General features: G+C 62.4%; 17 protein-coding genes. 6 read left to right on the top strand and 11 right to left on the bottom strand.

The window, feature by feature from the left end:
- Positions 1-57 precede the first annotated feature (57 nt).
- Entirely contained in the window at positions 58-975 is a 918-nt protein-coding gene (metR, locus tag WMW70_RS07400) for a transcriptional regulator MetR (protein ID WP_341436868.1), read from the bottom strand.
- A gap of 194 nt (positions 976-1,169) precedes the next feature.
- On the opposite strand from metR, the gene metE reads away from it, so the two are divergent.
- Positions 1,170-3,476, top strand: a complete 2,307-nt coding sequence (gene metE, locus WMW70_RS07395; RefSeq protein ID WP_341436867.1) for a 5-methyltetrahydropteroyltriglutamate--homocysteine S-methyltransferase — start codon at positions 1,170-1,172, stop codon at positions 3,474-3,476.
- Between the two features lie 195 nt (positions 3,477-3,671).
- On the top strand, positions 3,672-4,691 hold the full coding sequence (locus tag WMW70_RS07390) for an alpha/beta fold hydrolase (RefSeq protein ID WP_341436866.1): 1,020 nt from the start codon (positions 3,672-3,674) through the stop codon (positions 4,689-4,691).
- An 821-nt stretch (positions 4,692-5,512) separates the two neighbouring features.
- Here WMW70_RS07390 and WMW70_RS07385 read toward each other — a convergent pair.
- From WMW70_RS07385 to WMW70_RS07365, 5 genes are all read right to left on the bottom strand, one after another.
- Positions 5,513-8,263 (bottom strand): autotransporter family protein, encoded by a 2,751-nt coding sequence (locus WMW70_RS07385; protein WP_341436865.1) that lies wholly within the window; start codon positions 8,261-8,263, stop codon positions 5,513-5,515.
- A gap of 290 nt (positions 8,264-8,553) precedes the next feature.
- Positions 8,554-9,060 carry a DUF1993 domain-containing protein gene (locus tag WMW70_RS07380; RefSeq protein ID WP_341436864.1) on the bottom strand — a complete coding sequence of 169 codons (507 nt, stop codon included), beginning with the start codon at positions 9,058-9,060 and terminating at the stop codon, positions 8,554-8,556.
- Positions 9,061-9,217: 157 nt separating this feature from the next.
- Positions 9,218-9,688: a MaoC family dehydratase gene (locus WMW70_RS07375; RefSeq protein ID WP_325504586.1), complete on the bottom strand. Its 471-nt coding sequence runs from the start codon at positions 9,686-9,688 to the stop codon at positions 9,218-9,220.
- Positions 9,685-10,650 carry an alpha/beta hydrolase gene (locus WMW70_RS07370; RefSeq protein WP_341436863.1) on the bottom strand — a complete coding sequence of 322 codons (966 nt, stop codon included), beginning with the start codon at positions 10,648-10,650 and terminating at the stop codon, positions 9,685-9,687. Before WMW70_RS07370 ends, WMW70_RS07375 begins: the two co-directional genes overlap by 4 nt.
- Positions 10,651-10,854: 204 nt before the next feature.
- Entirely contained in the window at positions 10,855-11,580 is a 726-nt protein-coding gene (locus tag WMW70_RS07365; protein ID WP_341436862.1) for a substrate-binding periplasmic protein, read from the bottom strand.
- A gap of 187 nt (positions 11,581-11,767) precedes the next feature.
- On the opposite strand from WMW70_RS07365, the gene fadD2 reads away from it, so the two are divergent.
- A complete protein-coding gene (fadD2, locus tag WMW70_RS07360; RefSeq protein ID WP_341436861.1) occupies positions 11,768-13,456 on the top strand; it encodes a long-chain-fatty-acid--CoA ligase FadD2 in 1,689 nt (562 codons plus the stop codon).
- A gap of 217 nt (positions 13,457-13,673) precedes the next feature.
- Positions 13,674-15,362: a long-chain-fatty-acid--CoA ligase FadD1 gene (gene fadD1, locus WMW70_RS07355; protein ID WP_341436860.1), complete on the top strand. Its 1,689-nt coding sequence runs from the start codon at positions 13,674-13,676 to the stop codon at positions 15,360-15,362.
- A gap of 98 nt (positions 15,363-15,460) precedes the next feature.
- Here the strand turns inward: fadD1 and WMW70_RS07350 are convergent, their stop codons facing one another.
- Genes WMW70_RS07350 through dapE form a run of 3 tightly spaced genes read right to left on the bottom strand, consistent with a single transcriptional unit; the run spans position 15,461 to position 17,792 of the window.
- Positions 15,461-15,832 (bottom strand): hypothetical protein, encoded by a 372-nt coding sequence (locus tag WMW70_RS07350; RefSeq protein ID WP_341437047.1) that lies wholly within the window; start codon positions 15,830-15,832, stop codon positions 15,461-15,463.
- A 2-nt stretch (positions 15,833-15,834) separates the two neighbouring features.
- Positions 15,835-16,641 (bottom strand): putative RNA methyltransferase, encoded by an 807-nt coding sequence (locus tag WMW70_RS07345; protein ID WP_341436859.1) that lies wholly within the window; start codon positions 16,639-16,641, stop codon positions 15,835-15,837.
- A complete protein-coding gene (gene dapE / locus WMW70_RS07340) occupies positions 16,638-17,792 on the bottom strand; it encodes a succinyl-diaminopimelate desuccinylase (RefSeq protein WP_341436858.1) in 1,155 nt (384 codons plus the stop codon). The genes WMW70_RS07345 and dapE overlap by 4 nt, the downstream gene beginning before the upstream one ends.
- A gap of 200 nt (positions 17,793-17,992) precedes the next feature.
- Between dapE and tcdA the strand changes: the two genes are divergently transcribed.
- Entirely contained in the window at positions 17,993-18,814 is an 822-nt protein-coding gene (gene tcdA, locus WMW70_RS07335) for a tRNA cyclic N6-threonylcarbamoyladenosine(37) synthase TcdA (RefSeq protein ID WP_341436857.1), read from the top strand.
- Positions 18,815-18,945: 131 nt separating this feature from the next.
- A complete protein-coding gene (locus WMW70_RS07330; protein WP_341436856.1) occupies positions 18,946-19,692 on the top strand; it encodes a substrate-binding periplasmic protein in 747 nt (248 codons plus the stop codon).
- Here WMW70_RS07330 and WMW70_RS07325 read toward each other — a convergent pair.
- Positions 19,671-20,102, bottom strand: a complete 432-nt coding sequence (locus tag WMW70_RS07325) for a SufE family protein (protein ID WP_341436855.1) — start codon at positions 20,100-20,102, stop codon at positions 19,671-19,673. The genes WMW70_RS07330 and WMW70_RS07325 overlap by 22 nt on opposite strands.
- The gene (locus WMW70_RS07320; RefSeq protein ID WP_341436854.1) at positions 20,099-21,304 is read right to left on the bottom strand and encodes an aminotransferase class V-fold PLP-dependent enzyme; all 1,206 of its coding nucleotides are present in this window, start codon (positions 21,302-21,304) and stop codon (positions 20,099-20,101) included. The genes WMW70_RS07325 and WMW70_RS07320 overlap by 4 nt, the downstream gene beginning before the upstream one ends.
- Positions 21,305-21,440 lie beyond the last annotated feature (136 nt).

Raw genomic sequence — 21,440 nt, 5'->3', positions numbered from 1 at the left:
ACCGGGGTGACCGCGATCTTTGCTCGGGACATAGACCAAATGCGCGGCGGCGGCCATCTAGCGCGCCACGCTGACCCCTTCCAGATTGGCGAAGGAGGTGTCCTTGGCGGTGAGCAGAAAGTCGCGCATAAAGGGCGCATCCAACATATCGGTACGGATGCCAGCGTACAGGGTGGCGAACAGGCCCTTGTCGCCCAGGCGCTTGGCCGTGACGTAGCCGCGCGAGCTGTATTCGTGCAGCGCCCAGTTGGGCAGGCCGCAGACGCCGCGGCCGCTGGCCACCAGCTGCATCATCATTACCGTCAGCTCCGAGGTGCGCACTTGTGCCGGTTCGACATCCGCCGGTTCGAGAAAGCGGGTAAAGATATCCAGGCGGTCGCGTTCCACCGGATAGGTGATCAGTGTCTCGTTCTCCAGGTCCTCGGGTTGGATAAACGACTTGCTGGCTAGCGGGTGCTGGTTGGCCACGGCGAGCATGGCCTCGTAGGTAAACAGCGGCACATAGGTGATACCGGCCAGTTCCAGCGGGTCGCTGGTTACGACCAGGTCCAGATCGCCACGAGCCAGGGCCGGCAGCGGGGCGAAGGAGAAGCCCGAGGCCAGGTCCAGCTCTACCTCCGGCCAGGCGTCGCGGAACTGGTCGATGGTCGGCATCAGCCACTGGAAGCAGCTGTGGCACTCGATGGCCATATGCAGCCTGCCGGCAGTGCCACCGGCCAGGCGCGCCAGATCGCGCTCGGCACCACGCAGCAGCGGCAATACTGCATCGCTCAGTTGCAGCAGGCGCAGGCCTGCGCTGGTAAAGCGCACCGGCTTGGTCTTGCGTACAAACAGCTGCATGCCTAAGCGTTCTTCCAGTTCCTTGAACTGGTGCGACAGCGCTGACTGGGTCAGGTGCAGACGCTCGGCGGCGTCCACCAGGCTTTCGCTTTCGCGCAGGGCGTGCAGGGTTTTCAGGTGGCGTAGTTCGAGCATGGCGGGCCTCGGGGGTAGGGTGGATGACGCTTCACCCATCCACCATTGAGGTGTCTGTTCAAGTGGTGGATGAAAACAACGTCATCCACCCTACATGAGTAAAACTATAGATCAAGGCGAATATGTTGAGTTTGTCTCACGATGCAGGGTTGTTGAGAATGGCCCCATCTTGTTGATCTATGGAGCGTTACGACATGGCCCTGGCCCATTCCCTTGGTTTCCCCCGTATTGGTGGCGACCGCGAATTGAAAAAAGCCCTGGAGGCCCACTGGAAGGGCGAACTGGACGAAGCCGGCCTGCGCGCCGTCGGCCGCGAGTTGCGCGCCACCCACTGGCAGCTGCAGAAGGACGCCGGCATCGAGTTGCTGCCGGTCGGTGACTTTGCCTGGTACGACCAGGTGCTGAGCCACTCGCTGACCCTCGGCGTAATCCCTGAGCGCTTCCGCCCGGCAGACGGCAAACCGACCCTGGATACCCTGTTTGGCATGGCGCGCGGTGCCGTTGGAAACAAGAGCAGCCAGAACGCCTGTTGCGGTGGTGCCCACGCCCAAGAGATGACCAAGTGGTTTGATACCAACTACCACTACCTGGTGCCGGAATTCACCGCCGATCAGCAGTTCCAGCTGAGCTGGGAGCAATTGTTTGACGAGGTAGAGGAAGCCCAGGCCCTGGGCCACAAGGTCAAGCCGGTGCTGATCGGCCCGCTGACCTATCTGTGGCTGGGCAAGGCCAAGGGCAGCGATTTTGACCGGCTTGAACTGCTGGAGCGCCTGCTGCCGGTCTACGGCGAAATCCTCCAGCGCCTGGCCGCTCAGGGCGTGGAATGGGTGCAGATCGACGAGCCGATTCTGGTGCTGGATTTGCCGCAAGACTGGAAAAATGCCTTCGAGCGGGCCTACAACCTGTTGCAGCGCGAGCCGGGCAAGAAGCTGATCGCCACCTATTTTGCTGGCCTTGAGGACAACCTCAGTCTGGCCGCCAGCCTGCCGGTAGATGGTCTGCATATCGACCTGGTGCGTGCCCCCGAGCAGTTCCCGACCATCCTCGACCGCCTGCCGGCCTACAAGGTGCTGTCGTTGGGTGTGGTCAACGGCCGTAACGTCTGGCGCACTGATCTGCAGCAGACCCTGGCCATCCTGCAACATGCCCAGGAACGGCTGGGCGAGCGCCTGTGGGTGGCCCCGAGCTGCTCGCTGCTGCACAGTCCGGTGGATCTGAACCGTGAAGACAAGCTGGATAGCGAGCTGAAAAGCTGGCTGGCCTTCGCCGTGCAGAAGTGCGAGGAAGTCGCGCTGCTGACCACGGCCCTGAATGAGCCGCACAACGTCCAGGTGCAGGCCGCGCTGGCGCAAAGCCACGCCGTGCAGGCCGCTCGCGCGCAGTCGCCACGTATCCACAAACCGCTAGTGCAGGCGCGTCTGGCGGCCATTAGCGCCGTCGACAGCCAGCGCCAGTCGCCGTTTGCCACGCGCATCGAACAGCAACGTTCACGTCTGCAGTTGCCGACATTTCCGACCACCACCATCGGTTCGTTCCCGCAGACCGCCTCGATTCGGCTGGCGCGCCAGTCGTTCAAGGCCGGCAAACTGTCGCTGGGTGACTACACCGAGGCCATGCACAGCGAGATTCGCCATGCCGTCGAGGTGCAGGAAAACCTCGGCCTGGATGTGTTGGTGCATGGCGAAGCCGAGCGCAATGACATGGTCGAGTATTTTGCCGAGCAACTGGACGGCTACGTCTTTACTCGCTTCGGCTGGGTGCAGAGCTATGGCTCGCGCTGCGTCAAACCGGCGCTGATCTATGGCGACCTGAGCCGGCCCAAGGCCATGACGGTGGAGTGGATCAAGTACGCCCAGAGTCTCACCCGCAAGGTGATGAAGGGCATGCTGACGGGCCCGGTGACCATGCTGATGTGGTCTTTCCCGCGCGAAGACATTTCACGCGAGCAGCAGGCGCGCCAGCTGGCCCTGGCCATCCGCGACGAGGTGCAGGATCTGGAAGCGGCCGGAATCAAGATCGTGCAGATCGACGAAGCGGCGTTCCGCGAGGGCTTGCCGCTGCGTCGGGCCGGGTGGCAGGGCTATCTGGACTGGGCCACCGAGGCCTTCCGCCTGTGCGCCTCGGGTGTGCGCGACGAAACCCAGATCCACACCCATATGTGCTACAGCGAGTTCAACGACGTGATCGAGTCCATCGCCGCCATGGACGCCGATGTGATCACCATCGAAACCTCGCGCTCGGACATGGAGCTGCTTGAGGCGTTCGAGGCCTTCGCCTATCCCAACGATATCGGCCCCGGAGTCTACGACATCCACTCGCCGCGGGTGCCGGACAGCAGCGAAATGGTCAAGTTGCTGCGCAAGGCGGCCCAGCGCATTCCCTTTGAGCGCCTGTGGGTCAACCCGGACTGCGGCCTGAAGACCCGCGCCTGGCCCGAGACCGAAGCGGCGCTGGTCAATATGATCGCCGCCGCCCGCCAGCTGCGTAGCGAGCTGGCCTGATCGGCATAAAGCCCCTTTCGCGGTCCTGATCGGCTGTGGGCGGGGCTTTCCCGCAGCGCTTTGAGCGGTTTCCCTTGTGGCGACAAGGGAGACCGCTCGTCCCTATTCATCAAACTGTCACGCTTGTGTGGCAGCGCGCTCGAGCGAATGTCAGCAAACTCGCGTCTCAATGGGGTTCTGCGTTCTGGTGTTTGCATGCGTGTTCTTATTTTCCTGGTTGCACTGCTGTGCGGCCTGCCTTCCTTTGCAGCGAATCGTTGCGATCTTCAGCAGCCAACCCGGCAGGTTGCGCTGGGCGAGGTGAGCCTGGCCTACCAGGCCATCGGTCGCGAGCGCGACCCGGCGCTGCTGCTGGTCATGGGCCTGGGCGGCCAGTTGATCCACTGGCCGGATGAGGTGGTGGCGCGTCTGTGCCAGCAGGGCTTTCGGGTGATCCGCTTCGATAATCGCGATGTCGGCCTGAGCAGCTGGAACCAGGCCGCGCCATCGATCAACCTGACTTATGAGGCGCTGCGTTATCGCCTCGGGTTGTCGGTTGCCGCTCCCTACAGCCTGCGGGATATGGCCGGGGATGCCCTGGGCCTGATGGATGGCCTGGGCATCCGGCGTTTCCATGTGCTGGGCGCGAGCATGGGCGGGATGATTGCCCAGCACCTGGCCGACATGGCCCCGGAGCGGGTGCAGAGCCTGACCCTGATCATGACCAGCTCCGGGGCCCAGGGCCTGCCGGCTCCCAGCGCGTCCCTGCTGGCGCTGCTGGCCAAGCGCGAGGCGTCCAATCGCGCGCTGGCCCTGGAACAGCAGGCAGACTTGCTGGCGGCCCTGGGCAGCCCGGCGGTGAGCGACGACCGCGAACTGTTGCTGGAGCAGGCCCAGATCGCCTACGACCGGGCCTTCAACCCGGAGGGCGTGCAGCGGCAATTGCTGGCGATTCTGGCCGAGGCGAGCCGGGTCGAACTGCTCAATGGCCTGAGCGTACCGACCCTGGTGGTGCACGGCACCGCCGACCCGCTGCTGCCGGTGATGCACGGCGTGCATGTGGCGGCGCATATCAAGGGCAGCGAACTGAAGTTGATCCCGGGCCTTGCCCACCGCTTTCAGGAGGCGTTCAAGGAGCCCCTGCTGGCGGCGGTACTGCCGCACCTGAGGGCTCATCAATTGGACGGCTCTCAACTGGCACATTTGCCCGCTGCTGAACGCTCATACATGCAATAGGTTGGTCACGCCAATGTTGCCAGTGTTCGAGCCAGCCGACAGAGTGCTCAACACCAACAAGTCGTTGCAATTCCAGGCAGCTGGCTGAGCCCAATCGGGCCGCGTACTCGTCTAGCAGACTGGCCGGTACCACTCGGTCTTCGCTTCCGCTCAGGTGGCGTTGGGGTAGTTCCCGTAGGCGATCGGCAAAATCCAGCGGCTCCAGTGAGCCGTACAGAGGATCCAATCCGAGTAGTTCTGCCCAGCGCCGGGGGCTCAGGTTGCCGGCCAGTGTCTGCACCTGGGCGATATCGTTACGCCGGGCGGCCAGTAGTAGGGCTAGGGTGCCACCGCCCGAGTAACCGATAAGTTCGAAGTCGCGGTTTTTATAGCGCTGTCTGAGTTGGTCCAAGGCTTGCTCCAGGCTGTCGAGCACTTCGTTGGAGAAGCGTGCGTCGGTCCAATAGCGCGGCGCGCAGGCAGGTGAATCCAGGTACTGGCAGGGGCGGGCCAGGTAGATGCTGGGTTGCGGATCTGCCATGGCCAGCCGCGCCAGCAATGGCTCGTGCGGCGTTGGGTCCAGGCTGGGTTGGCGTGATGTGATCCAGGCTCGGCCGTCACCCTCCAGATAGACCCGAAGCCGAGTGGATGGCTGCGATTGATTCGGCAGGGCAACCAGCAAATCGAACCGGCTTGTGTGCAGGGTGACCAGTTGATGGTTTTGCTGACGAGCCAGCTCTTCCAGCCGAGCACTGGGAGAGGCGCAGCCAGCCAGGACTGCGGCTGAGCCAAGCAGGAAAAGAAAGGCCCGCATAAGCGGGCCTGGCGGTGGGCAGGTCATATCAGAAATCGTAGCGAACCTTGGCTTGCACTGTATCAGCGGAGTAGTCCGCCTTGGTCAGGTAATCGTAGCTGACGCCCAGGCTGACCGCGCCGAGACGATAGGTCAGGCCTAGGCTGGTTTCGTAACTGTCGCGCGCAGGTTTCGCACCGTGGGTGACGAAGGGCGTACCAGCGACCACGAAGGCGCTGGTACTACTGGACTGATCGGCGATGAAATCGTGGTAGGCCATCAGCTTGGCTTCCGGTTCCAGATTGCCCTGGCCGATGGCAAAGTTGCCAGCCAGGCGCACGCCGGCACCCAGCTCGGCGATTTCGGCGCGTTGTGAGCCAACTGCTAGCGCGGCGGATGAGCCTTTCTCGCGGTAGCTGTCGATCCGCACATTGCTATAACGAGCAGCTACACGTGGCTCGAGCAGCACACCCTGGCCGAGATCGAAGCCATAACCCCCGAGCAAGTTGAGGCCCCACAGCGAACTATCGTAATCACCTTTGGCACGAGTGCCGGCGATATAGCGCTTGCTCTGGTTGTCGTTCAGGCCATAGCTCAGGCTAGCGTCGGCGAACCAGGCATCCTGTTCGTAGCCGCTGTAGAGGGTCAGGGTGTGACCTTCGATATCGGTCTTGTTACCGCTCTGGCTGCGTACGTCACTAGTCAGATAGCTGTATGCCAAGCCCAGGGTGGTTTGTGCGTTCAACTTGCCGTCGGCACCTATGGCAATGCCCTGGCTGTCGGCGTCATAGCCGGGAATACTGTTACGGCTGCCCTGATCGGCATCGCTGTCCAGCACCTGCAGCCAAACACCGGTCTGACTCAACCCGTCGCCGGATGACAGGCCACGGCGTAGGCTGGCGCTGCGGTTTTGCAGGGTGTTGCCGAGCAGATTGTGGTTGCTGGCGACGACTTGGCTGACAGCGCCGTTGACTTCGGGTGCGAGTTGTTGGGCTAGGCGTACCAACTCAGCATCATTGCTACCGATGACGCTCTGAAACAGCGGATCGGTATCGCTCAGGTTGCCCAGGGTTTCGCCATAGAAGCGGGTGAAGGCCGGCAGTACATAAGCTGGAGCGCCATTTTCGCGCAGGTAGTCGCTGACTTGTTTTGCCGACAGGCCTTTAACCACCGCAGTGACCTGGTTGTCGGTGACTTCGAAACTTTCAATTTGTAGCAGATCGGACAGGCTGGTGACTTGCAGGCTCATACCGAAAGGTGTGCCTTGGTCTTCGATGCTGTTGGCTGAGATCAGCACATATTCACGCAGAGGCAAACCACGGAAATCTTCCGAGGCCGGCTTCAGGCGGATATGGCTTTGGCCGAATAAACCAAACGTTGCACTGCCACTGACGTCAAAAATTGCCCTGCTTGGATCTGTCTGGTTATGCAGGGTTAGGTCAAGAGTGCTATTGGCCAGGTTTAAATTGCCGTCAAGACGGGTGTGCGGCTGAGTCAACTCCAGTGCTGATGCCCATAGGTCAGTGCTCTGGATCAGTTGGCCATTGAACAGCGCATTGCCCGAGGCATAAATGCTTCGCAGCCCCAGCAGATTGCCCCGAATCTCGCCCCCAGTGAAGGCCAACAAAACATTGCCATCGCCTTTGATGGCCGCGTCTCCACCTGATATTAATCCTGACCACATATCGACCTGAAGCCAGGAGCTAAAACCGCCGTAATTGGCTGGGGATGGCGCTGTTTCAATGGCAATACCTTCGGCCTGTAGTGTGCCGGTATTAATGACCCAGAGGCCTTCAGATGATGCAGGGGCGTCTGGGTAGTCGCTGTTGAGGGCGATGGCTCGGCTGCCAACGCCTTGCGAGGATATTTGCCCCTCGTTGATCAGTATGGATAGGTTACTTGGATGGTCTATATAGACACCGACGCTTTCACGACCAGTAGTTTGGATAAATCCACGGTTTTGAAGCGATATTGGAGAAAGAGATAGCTTGCCCTGAGCAATTGAAATGGCGCGGTTGTAATCTCCGGAGGCGCTAATCACGCCTGTCTCTGTATTGCTAATTGCCGAGACAACGCTGTCATCCTCAAGCGCGATGGCAACGCTGGATTCGCCGCTGACTTCAATGTTGCCGCTGTTTTGCAGATACTCCTGAATCCAAGATTCAGACAGCCGGATTCCCTTGGCTGCCGTGCCGTTAACTCGAATGCTCCCACTATTATTCAGGCTATCCGTCAAACCGCTGTTTGACTCGAGACTGATTCCGGATGACCCAGCACCATTGGCGCTAATGTTTCCGGTGTTGTTCATACCTCCACCGAAAATAATAGCTAGATTGCTGAGCCTAATACCGGCGGAGTTGGTTCCGTCGCTGGTGATATTTCCCGAGTTATTCAAGTCGCCGAAGAGTATGGCTGCCGCGTTGCCAAGAAAAATCCCGCTAGAACTGTCTCCGTTTGCAGTGATCTGCCCTTCATTAGTCAGATCGCCTGCTATTGCATCCAGCCCCCATAAGTAGCCAAAGGTGACTGAGCCGCTCAGGGATAACGTTTTCGTTTCTTCGCCGAAGGAATTTAGATTGGCTTGGTTGGTGATGCTCGGAAAGAAGTGGAAAAACCATGAGTTCACATCTACCGCGTATCCCGCTCCAGATGCCTGACCGGTAATAGTCAGAGGAGCCAGGTATTCGTTGGAGTAGAGTGTGGCCTGTGACCCAGTCAGATCAAGGGTGTCTGCCAGCAACTGCTGATGGCTGGCAATCGCCAGGGCAAGAAGGGTCTTACGCAAATATGGGCGGGCCACGGTCTACTCCTTCAGTCGGCCTTTAGGGGGCATAAGACGCTTTCAGGCGACCGAGAAGATGGTTGCCAGCTTCCTTGCTGAGCGCATCTTAATGGCTAATAGGCATCATGCAACTGTTAAATCAGCAGGCGAGATGGTGGCGCGGGGTAACAATCGCAGGACTGCTTGTAGAAGGGGGCGAAGCACCCTGTATGCGCAGTCGCACAGGCACCGAGGGGTGGTTAGCCCCCTCAGTTTGTCGGGGTACGTCATTACCGTGGTTGAATCAGGCTTGGCGCAATCCAGGGCTCTCAGCGGGTGCCGAGGAAGTCGCGCTTGCCGATGGCCACGCCGTTATGGCGCAGGATGGCGTAGGCGGTGGTGAGGTGGAAGTAGAAGTTCGGCAGCACGTGGTCGAGCAGGAAGGCCTGGCCCTGGAAGTGGGTTTCCTTGTCGCGGCGCTTGAGGGTGACGGTGCGTGCTTCGCTGCCGTCGATCTGCGCCGCATTCAGGCTGGCGAGGAAGGCCAGGGTCTTGGCGATGCGTGTCTGCAGTTCGGCGAAGCTGGTTTCGTCGTCGGCCTGGCTCGGTGCTTCCACTTCGGCCAGCAGCGCCGCGCCGGCTTTGGCACCGTCACAGGCGATCTGCACCTGGCGGATTAGCGGGAACATATCGGGTGCCAGGCGGGCGTTGAGAAATACGCTCTGCTCGATCTTCTTGTCTTCGGCATGGGCCGCGGCGATGCCGAGGATGGTCGAAAGGTTGTTGAGCTGGCGGGTAAACACCGGGATGGATGCTTGGTACATGGACAGGGACATAAAAATCTCCAGATGCGCCGAAACGGATTGCCCGGGCGCGGTTACTTAGTAGGGGAGTGCACCGCCGCAGCCGGCGACGGTGACTTGGGCTAACAAGCTTAGAAGCTGTTGACGATCTTGCCGCAGGAGCAACGCGCAGCAGATCCGAGGCAAGTTCTTAGCCGATGGTGATGGGTGGCAGCTGAGTCAGTTCGACGGTCTGTGCCTTGCGCGGGGCGAGGATTTCCGCTTCGCCGTCTACCACCAGTTCATCGTTCTGGTTGAACACCCGGGTGGCCACGCGTACGCGGAATTTCGGCAGTTTCTCCAGGATTTCCAGGCGCACGGTCAGGGTATCGCCGAGTTTCACCGGCAGGGTGAAGCGCATGCTCTGGCCGAGGTAGATGGTGCCCGGGCCTGGCAGCTCGCAGGCCACTGCGGCGCTGATCAGGGCACCGCTGAACATGCCGTGGGCGATGCGTTCCTTGAACATGGTGGTGGCGGCGTATTCGGCGTCCAGGTGCACCGGGTTGTGGTCACCGGATACTTCGGCAAACAGCTGGATATCGCGCTCTTCGACCTTCTTGCTGTAGCTGGCGGTCTGGCCGACTTCGAGGGCGTCGTAGGGGGTGTTGCTGCTCTGGCTCATGAATGACTCTCTTGGCTCGGTTGGTGACAAGGGCGCGGCTGGCCGAGGGCCTGCTGCAACCAGTCGATGATGTAGGCGGTGACCTCGTCGCGGTTGCTCTCGTTGAGCACCTCGTGACGGGCATCCGGGTAGAGCTGCAATTGCACATGGGGGTTGCCGGCGGCGCGCAGGGCTTCGGCCAGATCGGCCAGGCGCTTGCCGTCGCTGACCGGGTCACAGGCTCCGCCGATCACCAGCAGGGGCAGGCTGCTGTCGATCTGCGCCAGGTTGTCCCGCGGGGTGATCTGTTGCAGGCCGGCGAACAGGTCGACCCATAATTGATTGACGCAGCGAAAGCCGCAGAGCGGGTCGTTCACGTACTTGTCGACTTCGGCCGGGTCGCGGCTGAGCCAGTCGAAGTCGGTGCGGTTGGGCTTGAAGCGTTTGTTGAACGAGCCGAAGGTGGCGAATTCGAGCAGGCCGCTGCGCCCGCTGGGGCCCTGCCGCCAGCGCTCGAAGCGGGCCAGCAGTTCGGCGATACGGTACAGCGCCATGGGCTGGTAGTTGGAGCCGGAGAGAATCGCGCCTTGCAGGCTGCAACTGTGCTGCATCAGGTAGGCCTGGCCGATATAGCTGCCCATGCTGTGGCCGAGCAGGAAGATCGGCGTGTGCGGATGCTGCTGGCGGATATGGTGATTGAGCCGGGCCAGGTCGCCCACCACCAGGTTCCAGCCGTCCTGTTCGGCGTACTGGCCGAGCAGGCCGTGTTCGGCGGTTTTGCCATGGCCGCGCTGGTCATGGGCATAGACCTCGAAACCCGCCGCCACCAGGGCCTCGGCAAAGCGCCCGTAACGGCCGCTGTGCTCGGCCATGCCATGGGCCACCATCAGCACGGCTCTGGGCGGCTGGGCGGCGGCGTACCAGCGGTTGACATAAATCGGCGCTGCATCTGTGCTGGTCAGCCAGAATGTCTCGTGGAGCATGGCGAATCCCTTAACAGGCCGTTGCTGCCGCCTGTGTTGCCGTTACCGCGTTAAAAATGGCCTGGTATGCGCCGGGCATGCCGGGTATTGCGCCATTTTTGCCTTGTCTCGCCTGCCGCGCCCAGGTCTTTCGACGGTCTGTGTAGCACTGCAAGTGCCGCGCATTGTGCACCGCGCGCGGCCTGCCGCAAAGCCTGGCGCGCGTCAGTTGTTGTGCCGGCGCAGTATGCGTGTGTACTCGCCGCTGGCATGCAGCTCACGCAGGCCCTGCTCGTAGATCCTGATCCAGTCGGGCTCGCCCGGGCGGCTGGGGGTGAAGCCCACCAGCAGTGGAATCCGCTCCAGCAGCGTGCCTTGCCACACCAGCTGCCCCCGCAGTTTCGGGTCCCGGGCTACCAGATGTTCGCCGACCCGACGCTCCAGCAGTATCTGATCAAAGCGTCCGGCCTGCAGTTTGCGCAGGTTGCTGAGGTCGTCCACCGCCTCTTCCAGAATCATCCCGGCTCCGAGTATGCGCTGGGGGTAGCCGTAGCCGCGGACTATGCCCAGGGTTTTCCCGCGCAGTTGCTCCAGGTGGTCGATGTTCAGCGGGTAGTCGCGCCGTACGAACAGGCCCAGTTCGCTGTAGAACAGCGGCCGGGAGGCAATCAGGCGCTCCTCTTGGACTTCCCTGGGCCACAACGCCAGGGCTCCCTGGTAGTGGCCTCGGCGCAGGGCGGCGCGCACCCGGGCCCAGGGCAGGAAATCGATCTGCGCCGCATAACCCTGCACGGCAAAGGCGCGGCGGGTCAGTTCGACTATGCTGCCACCGTTGCGCAGATGTTCGGAGCTGTAGGGTGGGTATTCCAGGGTGGCCAGGCGCAATGGCTGCGCATGGCTCAGGTTGCCGCACAGCAACAGGCACAGGGCTACAAACAGAATAATCGGCATGGCGGCTCGGCTGGGGCCTGTGCTGGAAGGTAATGGGCGAGGGGCCCGGATAGCGCTCAGGGTGAGCGGCTAGATTCAGCTCGTCAATGACGCGCTCTGACTATTTGCCCGCCTGAGCTTAGCTGTTACTTTCCAGGCAACTCCGCTGCGCGGATAGGATCATTTCAGGGCAAGAGGATAAAAATAAATGCAGCCTGATTTCTGGAGCGACAAACGCCCGGCCGGCGTACCCAACGATATTGATCTGGGGGCCTACAAGTCGGTGATCGAGGTGTTCGAGCGCTCGTGCAAGAAGTTCGCCGACCGGCCGGCCTTCAGCAATCTGGGGGTGACCCTGACCTACGCCGAGCTGGACCGCCATTCCGCAGCCTTTGCCGCCTATCTGCAGAAGCACACCGACCTGCAGCCCGGCGAGCGCATCGCCGTGCAGATGCCCAACGTGCTGCAGTATCCGATTGCCGTGTTCGGGGCCCTGCGCGCCGGGCTGATCGTGGTCAACACCAATCCGCTGTACACCGCCCGCGAGATGCGCCACCAGTTCAAGGACGCCGGGGTACGCGCGCTGGTCTACCTGAACATGTTCGGCAAGCTGGTGCAGGATGTGCTGCCGGATACCGAGATCGACTACCTGATCGAAGCCAGGATGGGTGACCTGCTGCCGAGCCTCAAGGGCTGGCTGGTCAATACCGTGGTGAAGAAGGTCAAGAAGATGGTGCCCGAGTACCAGCTGCCACAGGCGGTGGCCTTCAAGGACGTGCTCAAGCAGGGCCATGGCCATGGCCTCAAGCCGGTCAAGGTCGGTCAGGACGATGTCGCTGTGCTGCAGTACACCGGCGGCACCACCGGGGTTGCCAAGGGCGCGATGCTGACCCACGGCAACCTGGTGGCCAATATGCTCCAGGTCGATGCCTGCCTGTCGCAGCTGGGGCCGGACGGCAGCCCGCTGATGAAACAGGGCCAGGAGATCATGATTGCGCCGCTGCCGCTCTACCATATCTATGCCTTCACCGCGAACTGCATGTGCATGATGGTCAACGGTAACCACAACATCCTGATCACCAACCCACGGGATATCCCGGGCTTCGTCAAGGAACTGGGCAAGTGGCAGTTCTCCGCGCTGCTGGGGCTCAACACGCTGTTCGTCGCCCTGATGGACAACCCGGATTTCAAGAACCTGGATTTCTCCAAGCTCAAGGTCACCAACTCTGGCGGCACCGCCCTGGTCAAGGCCACGGCCGAGCGTTGGCAGGCCATGACCGGCTGCACCGTAGTGGAAGGCTATGGCCTGACCGAAACCTCGCCGGTGGCCAGCACCAATCCCTATGGCGATCAGGCTCGCCTGGGTACCGTGGGTATTCCGGTGCCGGGTACGGCGTTCAAGGTGATCGACGACGACGGTAACGAGATGGCGCTGGGCGAGCGCGGCGAGCTGTGCATCAAGGGCCCGCAGGTGATGAAGGGCTACTGGAACCGCGAAGAGGCCACCGCTGAGGTGCTGGACACCGCGGGCTGGTTCAAGACCGGCGATGTGGCGGTGATCGACCCGGACGGTTTCGTGCGTATTGTCGACCGCAAGAAGGACATGATCATCGTCTCTGGCTTCAACGTGTACCCCAACGAGATCGAGGATGTGGTCATGGGCCATCCGCAGGTGGCCAGCTGCGCCGCCATCGGCGTGCCGGACGAGAGATCCGGTGAGGCGGTCAAGTTGTTCGTGGTGGCTCGTGAGGGCGGGGTAACCGCGGAGGAGCTGAAGGCATACTGCAAAGAGAACTTCACCGGTTACAAGGTTCCCAAGCATATCGTTTTCCGCGATGCGCTGCCGATGACCCCAGTGGGCAAGATCCTCCGTCGCGAGCTGCGCGATATCGCCTAGGGCCCGCCGTTTGGCAGTAGGTCGAGAAAATGACCGGATCAATTGATCCGGTTTTTTTGTGACCATGCAGCCTGTCTCTGGTACTGGTCGCTCCCTGGCAAAGCTGCTACCCTCGGGCGGCTTTTTGCCCCATGGAGTGGGTTAGAGCGGGCAAACATACAATAAACAGCCGCCTGTATGCGGCGAAGATCAAGCTGTTGCTGAGGAGTGGGCTTCCATGACCGAGAATTTTTGGAAGGATAAGTATCCTGCGGGGATCGCTTCCGAAATCAATCCTGACCAGTACCCGAATATTCAGGTGGTACTGAAAGAGTCCTGCCAGCGCTTCGCCGACAAGCCAGCCTTCAGCAATATGGGCAAGACCATTACCTATGGTGAGCTGTATGAGTTGTCTGGCACCTTCGCCGCCTACCTGCAGCAACACACCGATCTGCAACCCGGCGACCGTATCGCCGTGCAACTGCCCAACGTTCTGCAGTACCCGGTGGTGGTGTTCGGTGCCCTGCGCGCCGGCCTGATCGTGGTCAACACCAACCCGCTGTACACCGCGCGGGAAATGGAACACCAGTTCAATGATTCCGGGGCCAAGGCCCTGGTCAGCCTGGCCAATATGGCCCATCTGGCCGAACAGGTCCTGCCGAAAACCGGCATCAAGACGGTCATCATCACCGAAGTCGGCGACATGCTTTCGCCGCTCAAGCGCCTGCTGGTCAACAGCGTGGTCAAGCACGTGAAGAAGATGGTGCCGGCCTACAACCTGCCGCAGTCCATCAAGCTTACTGCCGCCCTGGCCAAGGGCCGTGGCCTGGCGGTCAAGGACGCCGCGCCGCGCAGCGGTGATATTGCCGTGCTGCAATACACCGGCGGCACCACCGGGGTGGCCAAGGGCGCGATGCTGACCCACCGCAACCTGATCGCCAACATGCTCCAGGTCAAGGCGCTGATGGGCGCGGAAATGAGCGAGGGCAGCGAAGTGCTGATCGCGCCGCTGCCGCTGTACCATATCTACGCCTTCACCTTTCATTGCATGGCGATGATGCTGATTGGCGGGCACAACGTGCTGATCACCAACCCGCGCGATCTGCCGGCGATGACCAAGGACCTGGCCAAGTACAAGTTCACCGGTTTTGTCGGCCTCAACACCCTGTTCGTTGCCCTGTGCAACAACGAGGACTTCCGCAAGCTGGACTTCTCCACCCTGAAGGCCACCTTCTCCGGCGGCATGGCGCTGCAACTGGCGACCGCCGAGCGTTGGAAGCAGGTGACCGGTTGCTCGATCTGCGAAGGCTTCGGCATGACCGAAACCAGCCCGGTGGCCTCGGTCAACCCGTTCAGCAATATCCAGATCGGCACCATCGGCATTCCGGTGCCGTCGACCCTGTGCAAGGTGATCGACGACGACGGCGTCGAGCAGCCGCTGGGTTCGATTGGCGAGCTGTGCGTCAAGGGCCCGCAGGTGATGAAGGGCTACTGGCAGCGCCAGGAAGCCACCGACGAAATCCTCGACGCCGAAGGCTGGTTGAAAACCGGCGATATCGCGGTGATCCAGGAAGACGGTTACATGCGCATCGTCGACCGCAAGAAGGACATGATTCTGGTGTCCGGCTTCAACGTCTACCCCAACGAACTGGAAGACGTGCTGGCTACCCTGCCGGGCGTGCTGCAGTGCGCGGCCATCGGTGTGCCGGACGAGAAGTCGGGCGAAGCGATCAAGATCTTCGTGGTGGTCAAGCCAGGTGAAACCCTGACCAAAGAGCAGGTCATGGAGCATATGCGCGCCAATGTCACCGGCTACAAGGTGCCCAAGGCCGTCGAGTTCCGCGACGTGCTGCCGACCACCAACGTCGGCAAGATCCTGCGCCGCGAACTGCGTGACGAAGAGCTGAAGAAACTGGGCAAGAAGTAAACACCCGGTTAAACAAAACCCCGCCTAGGCGGGGTTTTGTTGTTTTGAGGGATAGACCGCGGTTTCTGGTGCGCGCGGCGCACCCTACGGGACAGTTGTTAACCCGTACGCCAGGTGATTTCCTCTACCCCATCGGCGCTGATGCGCATCCAGCGGTCGGCCTGTTCGTCGCTTTCTTCTTCCTGCCAGCCGCCGGGTGCGCAGCGTACTTCGACATTCAGCGCGGCGAAGGCGGCCTGGGCGCATTCAAGGTCGTCGGCCCAGGGCGTGGCGTCGCTTTCCAGGTACAGGCTGTGCCATTTGCCCACGGCCTTGGGCAGCCAGGTCACGGGTACTTCACCGGCCAGGCATTTGTAGGTCTGGCCCTTCTGCTGCCAGGGCGTGCAGCTGCCCAGGGCCTGGCTCAGCCATTCGCCGATGGCAGTGTGGTCGGCGTCTTTCAGGTAGATCTCGATATCCGGTTGGCGCATGGTCATAGTCTCTCGATCCAGTCGTAGCGGATGGCAACGGTCACTTCGCAGGGTTCTGCTATCATCGCCGCGCGCTTCTCGGCGCTGGCGCGCCAGCCGTGCGGGGTCATGGCCAGCAGGTCGGCGCGGGCCTGGCTGCTGTCCAGTTGCAGGTTGAAACTCAGGGTTTCGCTATGGGCCAGGCGCATGCCCTCGGGGATCAGTTCCAGGTGCTTCTGATCATCGTAGTCGCGCACCTCGTCATAGAGTTTCTGGCGCAGCTGCATCAGGTGCTCGCGGGTCGGGCCCATGCGCAGCAGGCCGCCACCGGGGGCGAGCAGGCGCTTGGCCTCCTGCCAATCCAGCGGGCTGAATACGCTGGCGAGCAGTTGGCAGCTGGCGTCCGCCAGGGGTATCCGGGCCATGCTTGCCACCAGCCAGCTCAGCTGGGGCGCACGCTTGCAGGCCCGCTTGACCGCTTCGCGGGAAATATCCAGGGCATAGCCGTCCGCCTGGGGCAGGGCATCGGCGAGCTGCGCGGTGTAATAGCCTTCGCCACAGCCGATATCCAGCCAGCGCGCCGGCTGGTAGCCGGCCGCCAGTTTGGCCAGGCGTGCCGCCAGCGGTGCGTAATGGCCGCCATCGAGAAAGCGTCGGCGCGCTTCGACCATGGCGGCGTTGTCGCCGGGGTCGCGGCTGTTCTTGTGCTGCACCGGCAGCAGGTTCAGGTAACCCTGGCGTGCGCGGTCGAAGCGATGGCCGGCCGGGCAGACCACGCTGTTGTCGACGGCGCTTAGCGCTCCCTGGCAGATGGGGCAGGTGAGGCTCATGCGAGGAGTTTGACCAGGGTCTGGTAATAGATTTCGGTCAGCACATCCAGGTCGCTGGCCAGTACCCGCTCGTTGATCTGGTGAATGGTGGCGTTGACCGGACCGAGCTCCACCACCTGGGTGCCGAGGGTGGCGATAAAGCGCCCGTCGGAGGTGCCGCCGCTGGTCGAGGGCTGGGTGTCGCGGCCGGTGACCGTCTTGATGCTGGCGGCCACCGCGTCGAGCAGGGCCCCGGGCTCGGTGAGGAAGGGCAGGCCGGACAGCGCCCATTCCAGGTGATAGTCCAGGCCGTGTTTGTCAAGAATGGCTTCGACGCGCTTCTGCAGGCCTTCGACCGTGGACTCGGTGGAGAAGCGGAAGTTGAATACCGTCTTCAGCTCGCCGGGGATGACGTTGGTCGCCCCGGTGCCGGCGTTGAGGTTGGAAATCTGGAAGCTGGTCGGTGGGAAGAAGGCATTGCCATCATCCCAGTGTTCGGCAGCCAGTTCGGCCAGCGCCGGGGCGGCCAGATGAATGGGGTTCTTGGCCAGGTGCGGGTAGGCCACATGGCCCTGCACGCCGCGCACGCTGAGGGTGCAACCGAGGGAGCCGCGGCGGCCATTCTTCACCACGTCGCCGACCAGGCTGGTGCTCGAGGGTTCGCCGACGATGCACCAGTCCAGACGTTCGCGCCGCGCGCCCAGGCGTTCGATCACGGCCTTGGTGCCGTGATGGGCCGGACCTTCTTCGTCGCTGGTGATCAGGAAGGCGATACGGCCCTTGTGGTTCGGATATTCGGCGACAAAGCGCTCGACGGCGATGATCATCGACGCCAGGCTGCCTTTCATGTCCGCCGCGCCACGGCCGCAGAGCATGCCGTCTTCATCGATCAGGGCGTCGAACGGCTGGTGCTGCCAGGCCTGCAGCGGGCCGGTGGGGACCACGTCGGTGTGCCCGGCGAAGCACAGCACCGGGCCTTCGTCGCTGCCGTGGCTGGCCCAGAAATTGTCCACTTCCTCGATCCGCATCGGTTCGATCGCGAAACCGCAGGCGGCCAGGCGGCGCGTCATCAGCTCCTGACAGCCTTCGTCGAGGGGCGTGACGGAGGGGCGACGAATCAGCTCGCAGGCAAGCTCCAGGGTCGGGGAGAGGGTCGGGGCGATGGCGGTCATTGCGGCTCCAAGGCGGCATCATGCGGAAAGGTCGCCATCTTAAAGCAAAATGGCCGCAATGGGCCGCCGCCAGGCTGTTTCGCCGGGTGCAGGCCCCGCCATTGGTCTGCTGGCCATGGGCCAGGCAAGACAGTGCTTGGGTCGTGGCCTGCGGCTTCCTATAATGCGCCGCCTCGGGTGCGGGGTAGCGAGGAGAGAAGATGCCTGTGGATGAACAACGCTTTGCGGGGATCGCCCGCCTGTATGGCCGCGAAGGTGCCGAGCGGCTGGCGGCTGCGCATGTGGCGGTGGTGGGCATCGGCGGCGTCGGCTCCTGGGCGGCCGAGGCACTGGCACGCTCCGGGGTGGGCGAGATCTCCCTGTTCGACCTGGACGATGTGTGCGTCAGCAACAGCAACCGCCAGCTGCATGCACTGGACAGCACGGTCGGCCAACCCAAGGTCGAGGTGATGGCCGCGCGCATCCGCGGCATCAACCCGGCCTGCGTGGTGCATGCGGTGGCGGATTTCGTCACCCGCGAGACCATGGCCGAGTACATCACTGAGCAACTGGATGCGGTGATCGACTGCATCGACAGCGTCAACGCCAAGGCCGCGCTGATTTCCTGGTGCAAGCGGCGCAAGATTCAGGTGATCACCACCGGCGGTGCGGGCGGGCAGATCGACCCGACGCAGATTCAGGTTGGCGATCTGAACAAGACCTGGAATGACCCGCTGGCATCCAAGGTGCGCTCGACCCTGCGCCGCGACTATGGCTTCTCGCGTACGCCTGGGCGCAATTACAGCGTGCCCTGCGTGTACTCCAGCGAGCAGCTGCGCTACCCCAAGCCTGATGGCACGGTGTGCCAGTACAAGGGTTTTGTCGGTGAAGGGGTCAAGCTCGACTGTGCCGGCGGTTTCGGTGCGGTGATGATGGTGACGGCGACCTTTGGCATGGTCGCGGCCGCGCGTATTGTCGATAAACTGGTGGCCGGTACGCGGCGGCCGGCAGAGCGGCAGCCCGCACATGATAATGTTGGCTAAGATTTAAACAGTGACCGCTTGCGGTCGATGTTCAGCAGGGATGTGCTGGTGATTCTCTTTTGAGGTGTGCTGTGTTTTCCCTGCTGCGTCATGTGTTACGTCATATCCCGCGCTCTGTACTGCTGTTTGCAGTGCTTTCTGCTTGCCTCAGTGCCCATGCCCAACCGGTAGTACGGGTTGGCACCGGTGACTGGGTGCCCTATGTCGACCAGCGCAGCGAAGATGGTGGTGCCCTGTCGCGGCTGGTGCGCGATATCTTCGAGGCGGCGGGTTATCAGGTCGAATTCGTCTACTACCCCTGGGACCGCAACCTGCTGATGCTCGAGCAAGGCAGTCTGGATGCGGTGATGCCATATATCTGCAACAAAGCCCGTCAGCGTGTCAGTACCTGCAGCGATGCGGTGGTGAAGGGCGAAGTGGTGCTGTTCCAGCGCAAGGACCGAACGCTCGATTGGCAGCATGTGGAAGACCTCAAGTCTTTCCGGATCGCCACCACCCTGGGTTATTCCTATGGTCCGCAATTCGATGCGGCGCTACAGGCCGGGCAGTTGCAGGTGCAGCAGAGCGGCAAGGAAGACACCGGCTTTCGCCTGCTGGAGCTGGGGCGTGTGGATTTTCATCCGCAGGATCGGGCCGTGGGCTATGCCATGCTACGGCGACTGTTTACTCCCGAAGCGCGGGCGGCCATCACCCATCATCCGCGGCTTTTGAATACTGAACCGCTGCACCTGCTATTTCGCAAGAACGATGCTCGCGCCGATCAGTTGCGTGAGGTATTCAACGCCGGCCTGCGCCGCCTGGCCGAGAGCGGTGAGCTGGAGCGTCTGCAGCAGGCCCTGTATTCCGGCAACGCCGATCAGTGGTCGATCGCGCCCTGATCGGCGGCATCCAGCAACTGCTGCATGCGCGTCAGCACGGCCTGCAGGCCGTTGCTGCGTGAGGGTGACAGCTGTCGCGCCAGGCCGAGCTGGGCAAACCAGTCCGGCAGATCCAGCTGCGCCAGTTCGGCCTGTGCCAGGCCATTGACCCGCGCCAGCAGCAGCGCGAGCAGGCCACGCAACAGCCGGGCATCACTGCTGGCGCGAAATTGCCAGTGTGCGCCGTCGCGTTCGGCCAGCAGCCACACCTGACTTTCACAACCCTGTACCCGGTTGGCTTCGCAGCGTTCGGCGTCGCTGAGGGGGGCGAGCCGTTCGCCCCATTGCATCAGCAGGCGCGCGCGCTGTTCCCAGCCGGGGCATTGAGCGAAGGCCGCGAGTGCCTGCTCGGCACTGGCTGGCAGGCTCATTGCAGCAGCTCCAGAGCCTGATCCAGGGCGGCGAAGAAGCGCCGCAGGTCCGCCGAGTCGTTATACAGCCCCAGGGATACGCGAATCGCTCCGCTCAGGCCTAGGCCATGCAACAGCGGCATGGCGCAGTGATGACCGGCGCGCACGGCGATGCCCTGTTCGCTCAGCAGGTGGGCGAGGTCGGCGTGGTGTACGCCCTCGACTACAAAGCTGGCCAGGGCGACGTTGGGCGTACCAAGCAGGCGCATGCCCTGGCGCTGCTGCAGGCCGGCCTGCAGCTCGGCATGCAGGGCGGCCTCGTGGGCGCTGACGGCGCTGGCGTCGAGGTTGTTCAGGTAATCCAGGCTGGCCCCGAGGGCAATTACCGAGGCAATCGGCGGCGTGCCGGCCTCGAAGCCCAGTGGTGCGGCGCGAAAGCTGGCGCTGGCATAGTCGGTGTGCAGCAGCATCTCGCCGCCGAACTGCCAATGCGCCAGCTGCTCCAGGGCCTGTGGGCGGCCATAGAGCAGGCCGACGCCGTCCGGGCCATAGAGCTTGTGGCTGGAGCAGATATAGAAGTCGCAGCCCAGAGCCTGCACATCATGGCGGCCATGCACCACGCCCTGAGTGCCGTCGACCACCGTCAGCGCGCCTTGCGCCTTTGCCAGGGCCAGCAGCGGTTGCAGCGGCTGCCAACAGCCGAGCACGTTGGACAGCTGGCTGACCGCCAACAGGCGGGTACGCGAGCTGATCAGCTGCCCGGCGTGGGTGAGGTCGATCAGGCCATGGCTGTCCAGCGGCAGTACCACCAGCTTGAGCTGACGGCGCAGCGCCAGTTGTTGCCAGGGCAACAGGTTGGCGTGGTGCTCCAGGGCACTGATGACGATCTCGTCGCCAGGCTGCAGGCGCTGCTCCAGGCCGTAGGCCAGCAGGTTGAAGGCCTCGGTGGCGCTGCGGGTAAAGACGATCTGCTCTGCGCCAGGCGCATTCAGCCACTGCGCGACCTTCTCGCGTGTTGCTTCGAAGGCACGGGTGGCGCGTTCGCCGGGCAGGTGCTGGGCACGATGCACATTGGCTGCGCCGCCGGTGTAATAGCCGAGCAGGGCATCGAGCATGGCCCGGGGCTTTTGCGCGGTGGCGGCGCTGTCCAGATAGGTCTGGCCTTCTGCCTCAAGGGCCAGAATGCCGGGGAAATCAGCGCGCCAGGGGGAGTGGGTAGGCATGGGCAGGCAATCGAGACCGTAGGATGGGTTAAGCGCAGCGATACCCATAATGAGCGTGATGGGTATCGCGATGCTCAACCCATCCTACAAGAGCACGTAGGCTGCGATATGCGTACCAGAGAGCGTGAAACGCTCG

Source organism: Pseudomonas sp. XK-1, from assembly GCF_038069885.1.
In the GTDB taxonomy this organism is placed as follows: Bacteria; Pseudomonadota; Gammaproteobacteria; order Pseudomonadales; family Pseudomonadaceae; genus Aquipseudomonas.
The sequence above is the reverse complement of the archived record's forward strand: the minus strand, read 5'-3'. Positions and strand labels throughout refer to the sequence as shown.